The organism is Pseudomonas coleopterorum (assembly GCF_900105555.1).
Lineage (GTDB): Bacteria > Pseudomonadota > Gammaproteobacteria > Pseudomonadales > Pseudomonadaceae > Aquipseudomonas > Aquipseudomonas coleopterorum.
On sequence record NZ_FNTZ01000001.1, the window covers coordinates 1,093,663 to 1,114,337 of the forward strand.

At 61.3% G+C, this 20,675-nt stretch carries 7 protein-coding genes; 1 reads left to right on the forward strand and 6 read right to left on the reverse strand.

Translation table 11 applies throughout. The features are described from left to right. Positions 1-31 precede the first annotated feature (31 nt). A complete protein-coding gene (fhuF, locus tag BLV18_RS04875; RefSeq protein ID WP_090362014.1) occupies positions 32-700 on the forward strand; it encodes a siderophore-iron reductase FhuF in 669 nt (222 codons plus the stop codon). A 12-nt stretch (positions 701-712) separates the two neighbouring features. On the opposite strand, the gene BLV18_RS04880 is transcribed toward fhuF, so the two are convergent. The 6 genes from BLV18_RS04880 to BLV18_RS04905 form a co-directional block, all read right to left on the reverse strand. Continuing rightward, a complete protein-coding gene (locus tag BLV18_RS04880) occupies positions 713-5,149 on the reverse strand; it encodes a SpvB/TcaC N-terminal domain-containing protein (RefSeq protein ID WP_090356698.1) in 4,437 nt (1,478 codons plus the stop codon). A gap of 187 nt (positions 5,150-5,336) precedes the next feature. Next, positions 5,337-8,846: a Tc toxin subunit A gene (locus tag BLV18_RS04885; protein ID WP_090356700.1), complete on the reverse strand. Its 3,510-nt coding sequence runs from the start codon at positions 8,844-8,846 to the stop codon at positions 5,337-5,339. Positions 8,847-9,029: 183 nt separating this feature from the next. Beyond that, positions 9,030-13,817, reverse strand: a complete 4,788-nt coding sequence (locus BLV18_RS04890) for a Tc toxin subunit A-related protein (RefSeq protein ID WP_090356702.1) — start codon at positions 13,815-13,817, stop codon at positions 9,030-9,032. 156 nt (positions 13,818-13,973) lie between these two features. Further along, the gene (locus BLV18_RS04895) at positions 13,974-16,721 is read right to left on the reverse strand and encodes a hypothetical protein (protein ID WP_090356704.1); all 2,748 of its coding nucleotides are present in this window, start codon (positions 16,719-16,721) and stop codon (positions 13,974-13,976) included. Between the two features lie 57 nt (positions 16,722-16,778). Further along, positions 16,779-17,501: a Tc toxin subunit A gene (locus tag BLV18_RS04900; protein WP_167375911.1), complete on the reverse strand. Its 723-nt coding sequence runs from the start codon at positions 17,499-17,501 to the stop codon at positions 16,779-16,781. A 158-nt stretch (positions 17,502-17,659) separates the two neighbouring features. Then, positions 17,660-20,569, reverse strand: a complete 2,910-nt coding sequence (locus BLV18_RS04905; RefSeq protein ID WP_090356708.1) for an RHS repeat-associated core domain-containing protein — start codon at positions 20,567-20,569, stop codon at positions 17,660-17,662. Positions 20,570-20,675: the final 106 nt, after the last annotated feature.

A 20,675-nucleotide genomic window follows, 5' to 3' on the forward strand; every position in this document is an offset into this window, starting at 1 on the left:
CGCCAAGAGCGCCGCACTGTCACTGGAACCCATGAACCTTCATCAAAGCCCCTATCGCGACCTCCTTACCGGCCTTGCCGCCGACGACGATCCACGCGTCGCCGTGGCGCTCCCGGCGCTGCTGCAGAAGCGCGTGCTCGATCAACTGCTGACGCGCATCTATGGCGCGGCCATGCTCGACGAGCACAAACCGGTGCTGGTCTCGCAGTGGTCCAAGTACTACTTCATGCACTGGTTACCGGCGATGCTGGTCAGCCAGCTGGCGCATGGCTGGGATCTGCCGTTGCTGCTGCGCGAGACCGGGTTGATCCTCGACGAGCGGGGCGTGCCGTTGGCCGTGCGGTTTTTCGAGGCGGGGGAAGAGGGTGATGCGCAGGCGTCGCTGGAGCCGTGGATCGCCAGCAACCTGCGGCCATTCATCGATGCCTTGAGCCAATACGGTGAGGTGCCGCCCGCGGTGCTGTGGGGCAACGCGGGGGATTATCTGGAGAGCAGCGTGCGCCGGTTGCAGCAGATGGGCCTGCGCAACCTGGCGCCCGCCGAGGGCTTGATGAGCCAACGCAAGCTGGCCGACGGACGTGCCAATCCGCTGTACCAGCCGGTGCGCTACCTGGGTGACGGGCGCCGCGAGCGACGCCACTGCTGCCTGGCCCGGCAGGTCACCGACGTGCCGCCCTGCGAACACTGTCCGCTGGGCTAGCGCCCGTCAGGATCACGCGTTTGCGGCGCGCATGGCCAGCACCTCCTCGGCGGTGTCGTTTTCGTCCTCGCTGATGCTGTACCAAGGCGCGTACCGCTGGCGGCGCAGCCAACCGGCGGCGGTCCAGGTCTCGGTCGGTCTGCCTAGCGCGTCGTAGAACTGCAGGTCGTGATAGCCGTGCTCGGCACCGCGCTGGCTGTCGTCATTGATGTAACGGTCGCTGTTGGCGAAGTAGGGGCGATAGACCCGGATCACTTGACCCTTGGTGTCATGCTCCACTCGTTCGCTGACTCGCCAGCGAGGATCGGCCTGGATCTCCCCCGGCATCAATGCACCGTCCTCATCAACCTGATAGGCCAAGCCGGGTTCGACCCGCTGTTTGCTTTGCAGGCTTCGCCCGAAGCCATCGAAGCTGTCGATGCTCATGCGCACCTGACGTTCGGGGTCCCCTGGGTAGCGGTCTGCCTGAAACATGGCGACCCGCACAGGCTGTCGAGACTGAGTGACCAGCGGTGTCAAAGTCTCCGCGCTTTCGGCGTCCAGCAGCCCCAGATGCCATTGGTACCGCGCGCTGGCACGCAAGCGACCGTTGAGGGTCACCCGTCCCGCATTGACCTGCTGGGCAATCGCGAATTCATCGGCCACACCCTCGGCGGATGGTTCGCCCATCCAGGAATCGCTTTCATAGACATAGGCGCTGGCCCAATCGCCGAGTCCGGCAGCGTCATCGGCGATGGCTTCGGCGATGCTCCCGGCCATCGTCTGGCCGTTCAGGGGCGCGAAGCCTACGGGCTCACCCATTTCGGTACCATGGAAGCTGCTCAAGGACAACCGCCCGAACGCATCGTAGCTAGCCTGCTGCTGGTTATCGTTGGGATCTGTGATCTGCACCGGTTGCAGTGAGCGGTAGTCGTACACCGCCTGGGTAGTGCAGCCATCGGCGGCAATCACCTTGATCGGTAGACACTGGTAGCGGTCGTACTCCACTCGCGTTTCACCCACTGCCGGCGACTGCCGATAAGCCAGGACCTTGTAAAAGGCCTCGGCGCCTCCGTAGGTCGCATAGCCCGAACGCACCGACCACAGCACACGCGAAGGTTCTGCGGGCAGAAAAGCGGGCATGCGTGTGTAGCCCAGTTCGATGAGCTTGGCGTCCAGGGTAGCCGGTTCCAATACATCGGCATAGGCTTGCAGAGCGGTGTCATCCAGCTCTGCGGTCTCGCTGAAATCGGCCAGCGCAAGGAAGTTCGCGGTGCCCTCCGCGCAGCCTTGATACCGTTGCAGAGCCAGTGCGGTCAGCGTGCGCGGTGCCGTGGCGCCCAGAAGGCCATCGTTGGCCAGGAGGGCTTCATAGCTCAATTGGTCCAGCCTCACCTCAGCCTTTGACAGCGACCAGGCGTTGGCCCTCGTCTGATAGGGCAGGCCCAGGCGCCAATACTGCGGATCGACGGTCAGGTGGATGGCCTGTGCACGGCTTTCGCTGAAGTAGAACCGGTGTTGAGCCGGATCGAACGCGTCGCGCCACCAGGTCTGCTCGTGCTCATCGCTATAAGGCGGTGTGTCGATTTCATGCTTGCGGCGGGCGTAGGCAATCGTTACCGCATGGGTAACCGCGCCATAGCGGTCGGCGCGCAACTGCACGCTGTGGTTGCACTGCGGATCGTCCATCAGACGCTCGTACTGATAGACCAAGGTCTCCAGTGTCATGGGCAACAGCACCGCATGGCGCTGGTGCTCGCTGCTGGGTTGCAGCAGACGCACGCCCAGGCGGACCTGCTGCACGCTATAAGGCAAAGCGTCGCGAGCGTCGCCATCGAATCCGAAGACTTCGCTGCGCAGCATCTGCCCGCTGAGCGCCCGCGCCACTTCCTGCCGCAATGAGCGGTCGATGTCGGGCAGCGCAGTGTCCTCACCGCTCGCCTCGTCATGCCGCAGCAGCAGGGTCGGCCCCAATACGCGTGCCTGACTGTCGCTGGCGTTGGTTTGCTCCAGGACTTCGTCGATGGACCGTCCGGTGTGGTACCAGGTCTTGGTCAGCAGAGGTGGGGAATGGGGTGTTTCACTGGCCACGTCCGCCGCGGTGTCGGTTGCCAGCACCAGGCCGAAGCCGCGCATTTCCCGTTCCTGGCCATCGTAATAGCCGCTACGGTATTGCAGGCGTTGAGTAAGCGTATTGCCGGTGATTTCATCGTGCTGGACCTGGCGCACCACTACATGCACGGGAAACGGCAGCCCACACACCGCGGACTCGCCACGGGCCAGCTTCTCGGTTTTTTCTTCCAGCCACTCCAGCGCCGAACTGCGGTAGAAGGCTTGGGTTGCAGCGCCCATGTTGTTGTTGGAGGCGGCCAGCAGGTAAGGCTTGCAGCCGTCATTGAAGTCCAGCCGCCAGTGCTCCCCGGCCCGATGCGGGATGCTGATCACCAGGCTGCTGCAGCCCAGACCCTGCAGGTCGGCCACGCTGACCTGCCAGGTGTTGTCGTAACGTCGGCCTTCCGGCCAGGCCTGCAGCACCGGCGCATCCAGACCGTTGCCACCTTGGTTGATAAAGATCCGGGCGTGTTCGCTGTCCAGGTAGATCAGGTCGGCCGCGCCGGAACCATCGAGGTCGGCCAGGCGGATGCAGGACGCGTCGAACTCGTCATGGGTAAAAGGCAAACTGGCCAGCTTGAAGCTCTTGCCGAACACGCCGCGGCCAAGATTGGGCCAGCAGCGCAGTTCGTTGTGCCGAATGCGGATCAGGTGCTGCTGACCACTGCCCAGCACGTCGCTGAAGGCCACCAGTTCGTGTCGACTGTCGCTGGGCAGCGGCAGCGCGTCTTCGTCGTGTAGCACCTCGCAAGCCCGTTCGAAGCCATTTTCACGCCCACTGGCATACAGCCTGACGCTGCGGCTGCCGATCATGGCCAGGTCATGCAGACCCTCGCCCATCAAGTCAGCCAGCTGTCCCTGGGGGTTGAAGAACTCCAGCGGGAAGGCATTGAAGGGGGTGAAGCCGGACCAGCTGCGATCGGGATCCAGGCTGAAGAAGCCGCTGAAGCCTGGCTGCGCCATGATCCAGTCCAGGCGACCGTCGCCGGTCAGGTCGCTGAGGAACTGGCGCAGCGGTTTGCGGCTGTCGGCCAAGGGTTGCGCGGGCAACTGTTTCCAGGGCCCGTAGGTTACGGCATCGGGGTCGCCCTCGGTAAAATCGCGCATCGGCTCGCGGTAGCGCCAGGCGTTGTCCTCGCGGTACAGCACGCCGGCCAGCCCTTCGCCATAAAGATCGACCAGTTGGTAGGTCTGGCCGTCATCCAGGCCCGGCATCTGCTCGAATCGATGATACTGGCGACGAGCGAGATCGAAGTGTTCGTAGCGAAACTCCAGCGGCGGCAGTTCGTGCAGCTCTTCACCTTCGCAGGCCTGGCTGATGGCCGCCGTGAGCAGGCTGTAACCCTGGCACTGACCGTATTCCAGCCACAGCCGATTGACCAGCACGGGGGCGCTGCCCAATTCGTCGAAATGATGGAACATCAGCACCTGTTGACAGCGGCGCAGCGTGCGCACCTCGAAGCCGTAGGCAAAGCTTGCGACAGGGTCGGGTCGTACCGGCCAGGACTGGCTGGCGACGTAGGCGGGGATTGCAGCCTGCTCCATGGACCGTTCGCCATAGTCCAGTACCAGGTCGAAGTGCCAGTGTTGCGGCAAGCTCGCCTCGTCCCACAGGTACAGCGGCGCGTGGGCGGTGAGATTGCCGTAGCGTACCCGTGTCAGGTAGCGCTGAGTGCTGTGATCCCGGTCGTCGTCGGCTGGCAAGTTGCGGCTATCTTCGCACCGATACTCGTAAAGCAGGTGTTCCCCGGTGAACGATACCGATTCTTCAAGAAGCCATTCGGCCACCTTGTGCGGCGCATCGACGGGAAACAGTTTGGCGCTGTCGCGTTTGCCGTACAGATGCAAGCTGCCATCTGCACCGTGCACCAGCCAGAAGCCTGTATCGGTATCGCTCGATTGCCAGTACTCGATGCGGGCGAAACTGCCCTCGATTCGAGGGAAGTGCCGGGTGACCTTATAGCTGACGCTCAGTGCCTGGCCGCGAAAGCGATCGACTTGGGTGCTGACGATAGCACCCTGCGCATTGCGCTCGGGCAGCAGGACATCACCGCCTGGGCCGACGATTTCATCGTCGCAGGTGTAGGCCGGGGTGCCCTTCTGGGTGCGTCGTGTGATTGCATCGCGGCTCAGGTTCCAACCCATGCCGCACAGGCCGTTGCCGGCTGCGCTGCTATAGCTCAGGCCCAGTTGCGGCGCACTGCCGCGCCCGGCGGAGAGGGGCAGAGGGATCTGGAAGGTGGCCGCACCGCTGGCGCCCACGGCGCCCCAGCCCTTGCCGATGCTTTGAATGGCGCCGCCGCCTTTGGGCAGCGACGGCGGATTGATGGCCAATGAGTTGTCTTGTGGTGTAGTCATGAATGGGTATCGCCAAAGAGTGAACAGGAGCGAAGTTTCAGTCGCGTAGAAGGCAACCGGGTATCCTCGCAAGTGATAGCTAGGCAAGTGCGTGATGGTGTGCAGGCAGGGCCTGCGCACCCGCTCCCGATACTGTGGAAGCGGGGCGGGCGGCAGGCTTTTTCGCGAGCACACCGCCATGCCTGCCTCAGGCCGACTGAGTGCCCGCCGCGGCCATGGCTGCCTGGCCAACCGCCTGCCAATCGGTATCCGGGCTGTCAGCCTTCAGCGCACAGGCTTGCAACAGCGTGGCGGCACTCAGGCCGGTTTCCATGGCAAGGACTTGTGCGCGGCGCACCCAATCGATGTGCGCAACGGTTTTTGCGAAGTGTTGCGGCAACCGCGCGGTCAGAAGGGCGACTTCGCTTTCACTCCAACCCAGCAGCGCAGCCAGCGCGACGTTGCAGGTCTGCGCTTGAGCGGCCAGTTGACGCTTGCCTGGGCGTTTGGAAACGACTGTATTGGCCAGACCCAGATAGCCCAGTAGGCGCTCCTCCGGTTGGCCAAGGCTGTTGAAAAGGGTGCTGTAGGCCTTGAACAAGCGCACATTGAGCCAGGTGAGCGGGCGCATCGCCTCGCCACCCAGCCAAGCGGGATGGACCACGAAGGTGCGCAGCGCACGGGCGCCGATGTCGATCCAGGTGCACGCGTTCGCACTGAGTTGCACAGCGTTCAGTTCACGCAGCAGGGCCTCCAGACTCTCATCGTTCTGACTGTTGTCCGCCAGCCAGGTCATCCGCAGGCGGGTGGCCAACGGCATGTTCCCCGACCAGCGCTCGACCATCAGTGCACGCTCCGGCAGCAGCCCGGTGAAAGCCTGCAGAAAGCTCTCCGTGGACTGCTGTTCGTGGCGATAGAGGCTATAAAGGAAATCGGCAAGGGTCTGGACGGTCGGCGCGATGTCCTCGTCGGCCAAGCCAAGGGTGCCTGCCATGTCCGCCACTTTGTCGGTCAATTGCGCCCAGGCGGTATCTTCAAGGGTCAGTGTTGGCGCCAGGACTTCATGCTTGTCGTTGATCAGCTTGCCAACCATTCGGGCGTGCCAGTCGATGGCCGCGCCCGAGGCTGCGCGGGGAAGCTTGAGTGCAGCTACGTGTTCAGGCGTTGCCAGGCTGGTACGCAGCTCACTGGTGATGGACTGCAGTTGCTCCAGCAAGGTGTCGGTTGGCGCAAGGGGAGTGGGCGCGGTCAGCAGTTCGCGCAGTTGCGTGACAGTGATTTTGTGCTGGGCCAGCCAGCGTACGGCCTGGTCCAGCTCCATGAGTATATCCAGCATGTCGGCTTCGGCGGTGGCGCCGTCCACCCGTGGCAGCAGCACACCCGCCGTGCATTTGCGTACGAACGCTTCGCCGCCCAGCAGGCGCAGCACGTAATCCAGGTCCGCCACGCTCAGTCTGAACAAAGCGGCAATGCGTGCTTGGCGATACAGCGCCGACACCACCGGCAACGAGCGCTTGAGCGGACCGACGTGAGCAATGGTGTTTGCTGCTACCACACCAAAGGATGTGTCGTCGGGCAACAGTCCCAGGCCCGCGCACAGTTGTCCGATGGTTTTCTGCGAAGCCATGTCCGTCGTGGTCTGGGTGAACGAGGTTTGATCCAGCACCAGCGGGGCGCCGAACAGGACAGGATTGTTGAAGACGCGATCGAACAATGGCCGCGTGTCGCCGCTGGCGAAAGGGGTAATGTCGTGAACGAACGCCGCGAACTCTTCGGCGCCGATACCCAAACGTCTGTTGAAGTAGCGGTAGGCACCCAGGATGCGCAAGGTGTTCTGGTTGGTCTGCAGGCCAGGGTTTGCATTGCCCTCGGCGCGCATGGCCGAGACGATCAGCGTATCGAGTTCGGCGAATGGAATATCCATCCAGCGTTGCAGACGGATCATGCGCTGCATCCGGTCGAAGCGATCGAGGCACGTATTGCCCAGCAACGAGCTGGAAGTGCCGGGCTGCTGCCTGAACGTCAAACCGTTGTTGTAGTACTCGGTGAGGTCACCCGATTCGTAAGCGTCCTGGCCGCCCGTGCCATTGACGTAGACCGCACCATAGTTCATCGAAGAAGGCATGCGCCGCTCGGGCCTGTCCGCGCCGGTGGGGTTCACGATCGGGCAGTTAGGCGAAAGCCGGGGAAAGGCTTGCTTCTGGGCAATCAGTGACTGCAATTGCTCGGCATCCACGCCGGTCGCCTGGCAAAAGGTGTTCACCTGGCTCAACGCGCTCTGGCCAAACGACATCTGCGCTATACCGTAATGCTCGCGAAAGAACAGGGTTTCTTCGGCGGTCAGCGTGCGGCCATGAGTCTCGAGGCCGCCAGTGCAGATGTCCAGGCTCAAGCGGCGACCGATTCGGGTCCAACCGTTGGTATTGACCATCACATTGATCAGCAAGGCGCCGTGAAACTGGCCTTCAAGAGGCCTGCCGTCGTTATCGGTCGGGTCATAGGCGATCCGCAGGGTCACGCCATTGGCGTTGTCTCTATGAGTTTGGGGCAGGAACCATGAGCCCCAGTGCCCTACTCGCGAGCTTGACACTCTCAGGTTGACCGTCTGTGCAACGCCATCCTGTTGCACGATCATCGCGATCAGAGTGTGATCCGTCTGATGGCTGACGCTTGAGACCGCAGCCTGTTCGGGTACTTCGAAGTGGGTGTCGCTCGTACCCCACGGATAAATATTGGATTGAACAGGAGACTCCCACGTGCCGTTACCCAGTGTCAGGCTCAGGGCAGCGAAGGGGCTTGGCTGAACAAGCAGGCGTTGCTGCGCCGGGCTCAATCCCGACATCAGACTCAACGCGTTGCTCTGGTCTACAGGCTGCTGCGAGCCAGGCATCGCCAAGGTGTGATTGATCTCGCCCAGACGTGGCTTCTCTCCACTCAACGCCAGACTCACCTGCTGATGCGCAAAGTGATACGGGAAGACGAACGGGTGTTTCTTCTCGGCCAGCAGTTGCTGCACCGGCCGTACATCGCTCTTTTCGGTTTGGTACCGGTCGATGCCCTGGGTCAGCACGTCGTTGACCAGGTCCAGCATGGGGCGGCTCTGGTAGGTGCTTTGCTCGTCGATCACCAGTTTGTCCAGATCGGGACGACGCACGGCCAGAGGGATACGCTTGGGCGATGTGGAAGCGCCTTCGATTTCATGGGCAGCGAAGCGGCGCAGCGACCTCAGGTAGGCCACTGGACCGTCCATGGCTTCGATGGCGCCGACCTTGCAGAACTGGTCCCAGTTTTCCTTGAACAGGTTGGGGTAGCTGGGGCCGATGTCGACCAAAGCGCGGACGCCAGCCTGCGGGGCGATCGATGGCAGGTCGCGGCCTGACGACACGCTCTCCTCGCGATAGGAGCGGGCGATCTGGGTGGCGTAGCACAGGGCATTGTCGTAGGCCATTTCGCCGTCGGCGTCGCTCAGGGTGCGCACCTGGCCGGCGAAGGCTTGCTTGGGTTGACGGATGATGTCGAACACCGAGCTGTAGCCCAGCTTCGGCATGGCCTCGGCGAAGCTGAGTCGGCCATCCAGAGCACGGGTTTGCGGGGTGGCGGGTACCAGATTTTCGAACAGCGGGTTGGGTACGTCGTTGTCGTCCGAGGGCTGTGTGACGTGCTCTTCGACGTCGGCCTCGATCGGTGCGGTAAAGAGCTTTTCATCGTGAATGGACATGGTAGTTCTCTCAAAAAAATTCAGCAGATGCCGGGCCGGCGAGCGCGGCCGGCACGAGTCAAAGAAGTTGGGGTAATCCTTTTCGCGGGGCCTGCCCCCACACTGATCGGCGCTATCACCCGATCAGTGTGGGCGCGAGATCCCTGTGGGAGCAGGTTCCACCCGCGAAAGGGCCAGGCCTGTTTAAGCCGATTTGGCGGTATAGCTGACCTGCACGATCACATCGCTCAACGACGCCAGCAGCTCAGGCGTATGGCGAGTGAAGCGCAGGTTCCAACTCGATACCGCCCCCGTGCCCTCGAACGGCAGGTAACGCTCGTCGTCGAAGTTCAGGGTGAACATGCCGTCATCATCCACACCGCTGGACAGCGCGATCTGCTGGCTGGCGCGCATGTTTTCCCAAGTGTTGACGCCGACGGTTTCGTTCATCTCCACCTTGCTGTAGGTCTGAGTGAGCACCGCAGCCACGTCCTCGTACGGTCCCAGCACCGCTGGCAGGGTCACGCTGACTCGCTTGATGCGGCGCAGGTACTGGCCGGGGTAGTCGTTGTCGAACAGGCCCTGTTCGAGCTTGATTTCAAGGCCACCGGTCTTACCCAGATCGGCAACCATTGTGGTCCACGGCTTGTCCTCGGCTTCCAGCAGGCGCCGTACCGACACCGTTTTGGTGATTTCGAGCTGACGCGCATTGCGCTGCAGGTACGCCGCTTCCATCTTCATCAGGTTGAGTTTGAGCGACTCGCCCGCGGTGAGGCCGCGGTAGCTGTCCTTCCAGGCGCCTGGCTGAATGAAGCGGGTTTTCAGGTCGGCGATCTCGTACTGCCAGCAGGCTTCGGCCGCCAGGCACAGCGACAGGGTGGTGTCGTAGGCCTGGTAGTAGAAGGTGGCGAACTGGCCGTTGAGCCACTGGTACAGCTGCGCGTTGGTGAAGCGCTTGCTGAGGAACTGATAGGTAGTAGCGGCTTGATCCACCATCAGCTCGGTCTGGCGCAGTTGCTCGGCGGTGACCTTGGCCTGCTCGTCGTGGACGGCCAGTTGCGCATCGATCTGATCGATCTCGCGTTGGGCCTGTTCTTCGGCGTGCATCCATTCCTGGTGGCGACGGCGGTATTGTTCGGTGCGGTCCAGGGCTTCGGCGGCGCCGTGCAACGACGCGGCCACGCCTTTGGAGATCGCTGCGGCAATGCCCGGTACGCCTTCCAGACGCCAGCCGCCGGTGGTGGCGCCGACGATCGCGCCGCCGGCCATGCCAGCGATCACGCCACCCACTGCACCCACCTGATTAGGCGGTACCTTCAGACCCTCACCAATGGCTTCGGAGACCGCACCCACGCCTTCGGCCACTCGCCCTTGCAAATGCAGGGCACCGGCCGAGATCTCGCCGGCGCTGACCACCTCGTCGGCCAGTTTGCCGTAGTAGGCCAGTCGGCTCTCGGCAATCGTGCGGTTGGCCAGAAGCGCTTTGCGTCCTTCGGCTTCGACCGCCTGCACCAGTTGCTGCAGGACGATGGCTTGTTTGGCCATGTCCCAGGCTTGCTGTTGCTGCATTTCCTGCAGGTGCGCACTGTCCTTGCGTTCGAGCAACGACAAGAGGGTAGAGCCGAACTGGATCAGATTTTCCACCGCCGCGCTGGCGCGGTTGTGCATGACACTGAAGCGGTAATGCGGAATTTCCTGGGCCAGCAGTCGACCGCCTGCACCGCCGGTGGCACCGCTGCCGAACGCCGACAGCAGGGCGCGAGGGTCCAGCGGGGCGGCGAACAAGGGCAGTTGCAGTGGCTTGCCGTCCAGCGTGCGATTGTTCCGCAAATTGCGCAGGCGCCCCTCGGCGGTGTCCCAGTGCTGCACCAGCTCGCGGTTCAGAGCTACGCGGAAGTATGGGCTGTCGACCTCCTGAACCAATGGATCGGCGGTGAAAGGCATCAATGCCAAGGGGGCATGGTTGAAGAAAATCAAAGTGATGCCGTCGTTGTCGTGCGCACTTTGTGCCAGCAACCGCGCTTCATCGTTCAATCGGGCTTCGAATGCTCGCAGCTTGCCATTCGCAGTGGTGGTGAGCTCTTCGAGCGTTACTGGATTCCAGCCGCTTACCAGTCGCTTGTCCGGACGTGGCCCCAACAGGTCCAAGGCACGCACATACCATAACTTCGCCTCGTTCAACGCATCCGGAGTCAGTTGTCGATAGGCGCTGTCACCGCGGTCCAGCAGATTCTTGATGAAGTGGTTGTACACGGCCTTGCGGTAATGGACGGGGTTATCGCTCGCGATCCCATCCGGATCCACTGGCGCCCGGGTCGAGCGTTCGCGGCTCATTACATCCACCAGTGGGCGAACGTTCCAGTAGTCCGGTCGACCGCTGCTGTCGCCACGTCGGCTTGGATCGAAGATGAAGCTGAGCCAGTAGTCAGCCTCGGTGAACTGCTGCTCGGTATTGAGCCGGTGACTGATAAGGAAGGGGAGGTGGAAGAACAATTCCCAGAAATACAGGCCGTTGGCACCCTTGAAGTCCATAGGTGGCTCGGGTGTATCCATTGAGAGCGACGGCTCAAGAAGATTCTGAGTCTCCCAGGAAAGCAGATTCTCCAGCGCGACACTGGCGCGGGCAATCAGGTTGCGAGCGAACAGCGTATTCATGCGGATTGGCTGTCGGGCAGCGATATTCTGGTCATTCATGGAAATGGAAGACGCTGTGAAGTCAATGAACTCAGCGATGCCTAGATTCGAATTCGTGCTTAACGAGATTTTTGGCGAAACCAGCGACGCATCGCGGCTATAGGTTTCCAGCTCAATCAAAGAGGCTTTGACGCAATGTCCAACGCTCGTGTATGTGGTTTCTTCCTGGTCTGTGATGTACACACCGTGAATAATAGTGAAGGCATTTGTGGAGCCCGCTGGCCAGTGTACCGACCACGAAGGCCGCAGCGTATCAGGGTTGATATCGACTTTGATCACCTGTGAGTGCTGCGAGGGCACCAGCGTGGTTAATTTGGGACCGACGCGCAGATTGAACTTCTCTTGAATGTTGGCAGGTGTCGGCGTGTCCATGGACGCGGGACGGGCAAGGAATTGCTGATAGTTGCGAACGTCTGTGGAGCGTTGTGTTTCGCTATTGACGAAGTGAGTGGCGCCGTCAGCGTAACGGTATATCGTGACTGTAATATTGCTGATGCTTGAGCCAGACAAAAGCCCTTTTATCACATTAAGGTTGACGAACTTTCCTGTCAGGTCTGCTCGTCCCTGACGGGGGGCGGTTTGGAAACCGCTTTCTGTTGTATTATCGACAATTAATGACTTTGTCAGGCTCGTACCCAGTAGCTTCAACCATCCAAAAAAATTATAATACAATACGCCGCCTGTGGCGGTCAGTACCGATCCACTGAGAAGTCTCGCATGTTCTTCGTTCTCGCCATTGGCGACATCGAAGATAAGTTTGATTACAAAGCTCTGGGTGCCAGTTGCCCGGAAGGTGAGCTCCGTAGCGCCCTTCGATTCGAACGCGGTCCCTACGTGGGTCGCTATCGTGACCTGGTTATGTACCGGGTCATAAGTGACTTCACGGCCTGCGCTGGTGTCTAGGATATCGCGCTGCCGATTGTCCTGGTTCCATCCATTGACCCCCGACGTTTCGGGGTGTGGAGAGGTCGTCTGAACCTGTTTTAGCCTGATCGCCGCGGCTGTGAGCGGGAATTGAAACCTGTGCTTGTTCACCTTCGCGAACAGAATGCCCGCTCGTAGCACCAGCGTGCGATTCGCCCCATCGTCATCTCCTCCGTCCACCAGACCACGCACCGGAAAGAGTTCACTGGTGTTGAAATTCTTATCGATTTTGATCGTTCGAAGAAGCTTGTACGTATCTGCCGATCCATCAGGATTTGTAGGGCCGGAAGTGTATCCGGCATACATGGCCAGCAGCAGAGCATCTGGCGTGGTCGAGGAGTCCGCGATGGCGATTGTATCGAGCGTCAGTTCACCATTTATATCCGTGATGGCTGCGCGATCCACTTCGACGTCCATATAACAATGCGGAGAGCTCCAGCTATCGTCATATTTTTTGTAGATAATGTTCAGCCTGAGTCTGGATACCACCTGTGGTTTGGCAAGCTTGCGATGTGCGTAGCGGCCGTCGGACTCGGGAGGCGCAGCATTGAGTTCGCCGCTGTCTGCACTGTCGGTGGCCTCGGTCAACTCCAGCCACGTCACGAACAGTCGATTGTTGAAAAATACGGGTCGGATAGTCTTCTCCAACGCGGCCTCGGAAACGGGCAAGTTAATGCTCTTCCAATCCGACCATGCGCCTGGGCTGGGATTGTCATGCTGAGGGCCTTCGTTACCTTGGGCAATGTAGCTTCGGTCGGCCATGTTGACCGAGCGCCAGTAATAGGCGCCCTCGGCGCGGGATTTACCAATGAAGTAGTAATGAGACTGGGCGAAATCGGTACCGGCAATGTAGCCGTTGACGATGGTCAGGTTGGCCACTTCCTCGAAACTGGCCAGGTAGGCTTTCACCGCATCCTGAGTCGTATCGATATTGATCCGGTTCTGGTTGATGTCGTTTTCCAGCTGCTGAAAGTAGCTGGACTTCTTCATGCGCAACGACGGATCGATATACAGCGACGGATACCAGGTCAGCTGCTGGTTAGCCGCCCAGATCGGATACTGGCTGTGAATGTCGCGCCATTTGCTGAGCATCTTTTCGGTGAATCGAACATCGTCATAGCCCGGCTCCATGCCCAGCAGGGCACCGTTGACGTACTGCTGTAGGCTGGCGATGGCGCTGGCCACCGGGCTGGTTTCCACCGCCTGGGTCACCTGGGTGTCGAGCAGCAGGTATTCGTAGAGGTCGTTCTCGGTGCGCAGTTTGTCAGTGAGCCCGAGTTCCTGCAGGGTGGTGTCGTTGGGCACCAGTTCGCCCAGGTAATAGGCGACGAGGGCGTCACGAAAGCTTTCGTTGAGGGTTGCTGCAATGGTCATGGAATGAATTCCTGTAGGGTGGTTCAAGGGGTGTGTTTGGGGTGCCTGTGAGGGCCTCTTCGCGGGCAGAGCCCCGCTCCCACAGGGGTCGAGGTGTTCCTCAAACCTTTGTGGGAGCGGGCTCTGCCCGCGAAGAGGTCTACCGATACCGAGGGGTCAAGTGCGCACGGCCGCCATGGCCGCCTGGCCAACCGCCTGCCAGTCGGCCTCGGGGCTGTCGGCGCTCAAGGCGCAGGCTTGCAGTAAGGTCGCGCCGTTGAGGCCGGTCTGCAGCGCGATACCTTGGGCACGGCGCAGCCAGTCCAGGTGGGCGACGGTTTTGGCGATGCCCTGGGGCAGCGTCGCGGTCAGTACGGCGACGTCATCGAGGTTCCAGCCCAGCAGGCTGGCGGCAGCCGTGTTGCATTGCTCGGCCTGGGCGGCCAGCTGGCGCTTGCCGGGGCGTTTGGAAACGGCGGTGTTGGCCAGCTCCAGATAACCCAGCAGGTCTTCCTCAGGTTGCCCGAGAGTGCTGAACAGATCGTCGTAGGCCTTGAGCAGGTGCAGAGTTTGCAGGGTGTGCGGCCACAGCCTTTCGGCGCCCAGCCACTGCGGGTTGGCCAGAAAAGTGCGCAAAGCGCGCTCGCCGGTCTTCGCCCAGACGATGGCACCGGCTGCGCAACTGATGTGTTGCAGGTGCTGCAGGATGGCGTCGATGTGCGTCTGCACTGGTTCGCCGTCGGCAGGCCAGGCCTCGACCATTCGGTACAGCAGCGCTTGCGGCGTCACTTGGGTCCAGTGGCCGGCCAGCAGTGCCTGCGCGGGCAGCAGGCCAGTGTGCTCTTGCAGGAAGCCTTCGATCAGGCGTTGCTGACGGGTGAGGTTGTCCATCAGCCAGTCGGCCAGGCGAGCTGCGGTCGGTGCGACGGCATCGGCGGCCAGGGGCAAGGTTGAACACAGCGCTTGCGCTCGGCCCAGCAACTGGGCGTGATCGCTGTCAGGCGATGTGAACGCAAGGGAGGTGACGAAGCCACTGCTGCTGATCAGCGTCTTGCCTCGTAGGTGGGCGTACCAATCGATCACGGTGCCATCGGCTTGGGTGGGCAGATTCAGTTTGCCCACCTCCGTAGCGGTTATAGCCTGGGCGAACGCGTCGGCGGCCAGTTGCTGCAGCCTGTCCAGCAGTGCAGTCGTGGTCATGGTAGTGCCAGTGGAGTCGAGCAGCGCGCGCAGTGCCGCTACCGTCAGCTTGTGCGACGTGAGCCAGCGTACAGTCCAGTCCATGCGCATCAGTACATCCAGAACGTCTACGCCAGGGGCAGCGTCGCGCGACAGCATTTGTCCCTTGGCCACCAGGCGTCGGAACTCAGCGCCACCCAGTAGCGCCAGCAACCATTGGCTGTCCTCGACGGTGAGGGCGAACAGGCGTGCGATTCGTGCCTGCCGATACAGCGAGGAAACGAACGCCAGGCTGCGTGTTGGCGTACCGACGTAAGCCGAAGTATCTGCAACGAGACGGCCCAATGCGTCAGCACCACCCGACAAGGCCAGCGCAGTGCACAGTTGATGCACGGTTTGCTGTGTGGCCCTGTCGGCGGTATCAAGCCTCAAAGGCTGCTGGTCCAGCACCAGCGGAGCATCGAACAGGACCGGCGTATTGAACACCTGATCGAACATGGCTGGCTTGCCATCGCAAGCGTAGGGATTGACCTCGCATACCAGCGCCGCAAGCTCCCGTGCGGTCAGGTCGTAGTGGCGATTGAAGTAGCGGTAGGCACCGAGCAATCGCAGTGTGTTTGCATTGAGCTGCAAGCCGGCGTTGTCACCTTCGCTGCGCATGCCTGCCACGATCAGGTTGTCCAGTTCGGGGAACGGCATACGGGTCAAGCGCTGGAGGCGAATCATGCGTTGCAGGCGGTCGAGTCTGTCGGGGGAGAGATTACGAATGCGCGCCGGAGGGCCCTGCTCGATACTCATGCTGTTTTTATAAATGTCATCCAGACTCGGCAGGTTGTTATCCAGCCCGCCAGAGCCATTGACGTAGCGTGCGCCGGCGTCCATGGGCTTGGGTGCAGGGTTGGCGGGGTTCGCGCTGGTGATGATGTAGTGCAGGCGCGGGCAGTTGACCGATACCTTGGGTGCCGCCGATCCCAAGGCCAGCGCCTGTTCGATGTCATCGGCGTCCAGGCCGGTGTGGTTCATGAAGACGGTCAAGGTTGCCGACGACAGCCGTTGGCTGGAGTGCTCTTGCACGCCCAAGTGCGTTTGCAAGTAACGTTTTTGCCGGTCGCTGAAGAGCCAGTTCGAGGCGTGCAGCTCCACTTCCAGACGCTGCAACACTTTATGCTCGTGACCATAGACGTCGAACACCAACGTGGCTGAATGATCACTGCTCAGGTCCACGTCCGGATTGTCTTCAGGCTTCATGACGACCGCCAGGCATCTGGCATATGAGCTGACGCCGGTGGTGGGTGCATTGATCGAACGGGCCTGCGGTTCGGTGCGCCTGAAGAAGTGCGTGTAAGCCCGGACCTTTACGGTTTTTTCGCCTTCGCTTCCGCTCAGCTTGACGGTGATCAAGGTGTCAGTGTCATCGGCGGCTGCAGCACTCGTCGTGGCTACGGGGGTGCAATCGATCACTGAAGGCTGGGCTTGGAGCAGCACGTAGGTCGTCTGGGTACTCCAGACTATCGCCTCGCTGTACGAAGGAGAGACCCAAGGCTGGTTGGACGTCGAAAGGTCAGTCAGATTGATATCGAAACTCGGAAACTGCGCGGGTCCAAGCAATAACTGCTGATGGGAAGGACTGACTTGGCTCAGCAGGCACAGCGCGTCGTTGGAGCCATAGGCAGCTTCACTCAGGCCGGGCGTATGCGTGCTGATGTGATAATTGATCTCGCCCAGGCGTGGCTTTTCACCACTCAACGCCAGACTCACCTGCTGATGCGCAAAGTGATACGGGAAGACGAACGGATGTTTCTTCTAGGCCAGCAGTTGCTGCACCGGCCGCACATCACCTTTTTCGGTTTGATACCGGTCGATGCCATGGGTCAGCACGTCGTTGACCAGGTCCAGCATGGGGCGGCTCTGGTAGGTGCTTTGCTCGTCGATCACCAGTTTGTCCAGATCGGGACGACGCACGGCCAGAGGGATACGCTTGGGCGATGTGGAAGCGCCTTCGATTTCATGGGCAGCGAAGCGGCGCAGCGACCTCAGGTAGGCCACTGGACCGTCCATGGCTTCGATGGCGCCGACCTTGCAGAACTGGTCCCAGTTTTCCTTGAACAGGTTGGGGTAGCTGGGGCCGATGTCGACCAAAGCGCGGACGCCAGCCTGCGGGGCGATCGATGGCAGGTCGCGGCCTGACGACACGCTCTCCTCGCGATAGGAGCGGGCGATCTGAGTGGCGTAGCACAGGGCATTGTCGTAGGCCATTTCACCGTCGGCGTCGCTCAGGGTGCGCACCTGGCCGGCGAAGGCTTTCTTAGGTTGACGGATGATGTCGAACACCGAGCTGTAGCCCAGCTTCGGCATGGCCTCGGCGAAGCTGAGTCGGCCATCCAGAGCACGGGTTTGCGGGGTGGCGGGCACCAGGTTTTCGAACAGTGGGTTGTAGACAGGCTCGGGTTGTGCCGGCAGATCGATTTCGGGGGTCAGGTCTTCGTCGTTGTCGAAGATCGGGTCGGGCAGTTCAGGCGTGTTCACGGTTCGCACTCGTTCAGGGAAATCACAGCCCGACGTTTTACGGTGCGCGGGTACCGGGCGGTATCCGTAGAAGTGATAGGTAGGCAAGGCTTCCAGGTGCGTGTAAGGCGGGGGAGGAGGCGGCAAGCGGCCCCGTCCGGGGCCGCTTGCCGCGATCATTACGCTGCCTTCAGGCTGACCTTGCGATGATTGACCACGCGGGCGGCCTTGGAAAAAAGGCTTGTGACCTGGCGATTGACCTGCCTCTTGAACAACCCGGTGGTTGTGTTTTCAACCTTAACGATGCTTGGGGCGTTCAGCAGACTTTGATAGTGAATACCCCATTGTCGGGTTGCACGGTCGTAACGCATGAAGGCCGAGCCCCTTGTATTCTGCACGGTGTTGCCGTCGCTGCCTTGGTGGTAGCCGTAATCGGTGTACTCCATGGCATTGACCATCCCGCGACCATGTTCGGCTTTGCTCAGGTCGTTGTACTCGGCGTCTTCCTGTCCGCCTTGGACATGCCGCACCCGCAGCGTCTGGTCGTTCATCTGGTCGACGGCCAGGCTACAGCCGCTGAAGCCTGGGGTGAACAGCAATTCCGGCTCGATTGGGCTTGGGTGAATGGGAATGTCCACATAGCCACCCTGAGGTGCCCAATAGGCGTATTCACTGGACGCTCCATGCTGGCCAGCGCTGGGGTTGATGATGATCAAGGCGTTGAAGCTTCTGCCCTGATCGGTCACCTTGAGCGCACCGAGGAATAATTCGCCCCCACCGTGAACGTTGTTCAGTACGGTTTTTGCTTCGTCGGGAATGGACATCTTCTGCAGGTTGATCAGATCCGTCAGCAGGGGCTCGGAGGCCTGGCTGACGTCGCTCACGGCTTCACGCAGTGGCACCGGTTGTGGGTTCGAGGTCAGCATCGCTAAAGCATCGGGCTGCGGCGCGGGTATCGAGGCGCCTTCAAGATCGCGGTTTTTACCGGTACGCAGCTTCGGTGCGTACAGCCCGTCAGGCTGCTGGGCACCGGTGGGCTCCAGGCCTTCGGCATCGCGTAGCGTCATGGGGTTGTTGCGGACCATCCTGAACAGGTTCAAGCCATCGATGGTGCCAGCGGGGTCGGCGCTCAGCCAGCGACAGGCCCACGGCTGGTAATAGCGCTGGCCGTAGTAATACAGTCCGGTGGCGTCGCATGCTTTGCCCGAATAGCGAACGGTCTTGTAGCTGGCCTCCAGTTGGTTGCGTGCCGTCCACATGGCGGTGCCGCCAAACGGGTAATACTCTTCGCGGCTGATCAGGGCGCCCTCGCCATCGAGTTCCAGCCCGCCGCTACCAATCAGATCGTCATAGCTGTACCGCAGGACGCCGTTGTCGACGCCGTCCGGCTTGCCCTGCGTCCATAGCAGCGCTCGAAGCTGGCCACTGCCTGGCGTACCGACGCTGATCGTCTGCCACTCTTGCATGAGGGTTTCGCCGACATGCTGGGTATGCAGTTCGATATCTTTCAAGTACAGCGTACGTCGGGTCTGGCGCTGGGTGCCGCCTTCAGCGCTGGCCAGTTTGCCGATGCGTTGCCCGTCTGCGGTGTATCGGTAGCGTTCGTCGTCGGACCTCTGATCGTCGCGGCACAGCGCGGTGACGCTTTGCAACTGACCGTCGGGTGTCCAGCTCATGAGTTGACCGGGTCGTAGCTGGAGTTGATGGCCGGCGGCGTCGAACAGGCAGTCAATCTGCGTCGAGTCCTCGCTCAGCTCGCCCGGCACGGCCCGGTTGCTGTGAGTCGCAACGGTGATATGGCGGGTGTAGTTGTTACCGCTGGCCGGTGCGCTGTGGCGCAGGCGAACAAGGTTGCCTGCGCGGTCGTATTGGTAGGTTCGGGTGTACAACGTCGCGGCACCATCGTCGAGCAACAGCGGCATGCCTGGTGCGCCCTGACGTGAGTGGCTGGCACATTCGCGACCGCTGGCGCTGACCAACTGGTAGAGGCTGTCGTAGATGAAGCGGCTCTGCGCCGGCACCTGCTGGTTACGCCAGTAACGGGTGGCTTGCGCCTGGTCGTCCACCGCCGTCACGTTGCCGGCTGGATCATAGCGGTAGTGCAAGTCTTGCAGGCACTGGGCCCCAAGCCGATGGCCAGCCGGACGCTCGACGCGAACGCCGATCAGACGCAAGTTACAAGGATCGTAGGTGAAGGTGCTGAGCACGCCATTACCCTGCTCCTTGCGCAGCAGTGGGCCGCTCCCACTGTAGTGCTGGGTAATCACCACCGGTTGTTCGACCTGTCCGTCGAGGTGCAGCCAGCTGGCCTTTTGCAGGCCAAGCCGGTCGTAGGCGAAGCGCTGGCGGTGCAACTGCGGGTCGATCTGCATGATCAGTGTATCGGTGGCGTCGAGCTGATACTGGTGGGTGAAAGCGTCGGTTTCCAGCAGTGCGTTCCACGCATGTTCATCAGAACCCTGCCAGTTCGCGTCACGGTCATCGCGCAACAGTCGGCGGCTTTCACATAAGACTGTGCCATTGATACTCATGGCTGAACGCTGGTGCTGGCCGCCCGTGTCGTAGTGCACGACACAACGACCACTCAGGTTGAGTGCTTGCATGGAGGCACTTGGGGCTGCCCAGATGAACCTCTCGATCACCTTGCCCGCGCCGGGCTCGGTGTGTTCGGTGAGGGTGCTTGTGCGGTCGGCTGGCTGGCCCGCCAGATAAGCCCAAGTGTGTTTGACGCCAGTGGCGGACAGGCTGACTGCCGGTCTGCTCAACGCGTCATACAACCGGTATTGCCTGCCGGCATCGACGCTGTCGCTGCTCAACACCTTGCCCGTCAGGGAACGCTGGTAGCGAATATTGGGCGCGCAGTTGCCATCCCGCCGGGCCTGGGCGTACAGGCGCGGATCGATGGAAGCGAGGTGCTGACCCGAGGCGCTGAATGTATGCCGGGTGATGCGCGCATCGAGGGTTCCCAATTGCTCGGGACTGCGGTGGTACAGAACCTCGGCCACGGCCAGCCCTCGGCCGTCGATGACGTTGAGCCTTGGGGTGTTCTTGAAGGTGCTGTACGACGGGGAACGGTTCGAGTCCGTCATGATGGAATTGCTCCTATGGCAAAACCATCCTTTTTAGGTTCACGTCGCGGCTGGGGATACTGTCAGATGTGCCAGCTAGACAAATCGGCTGAAACGAAAAAGCCCG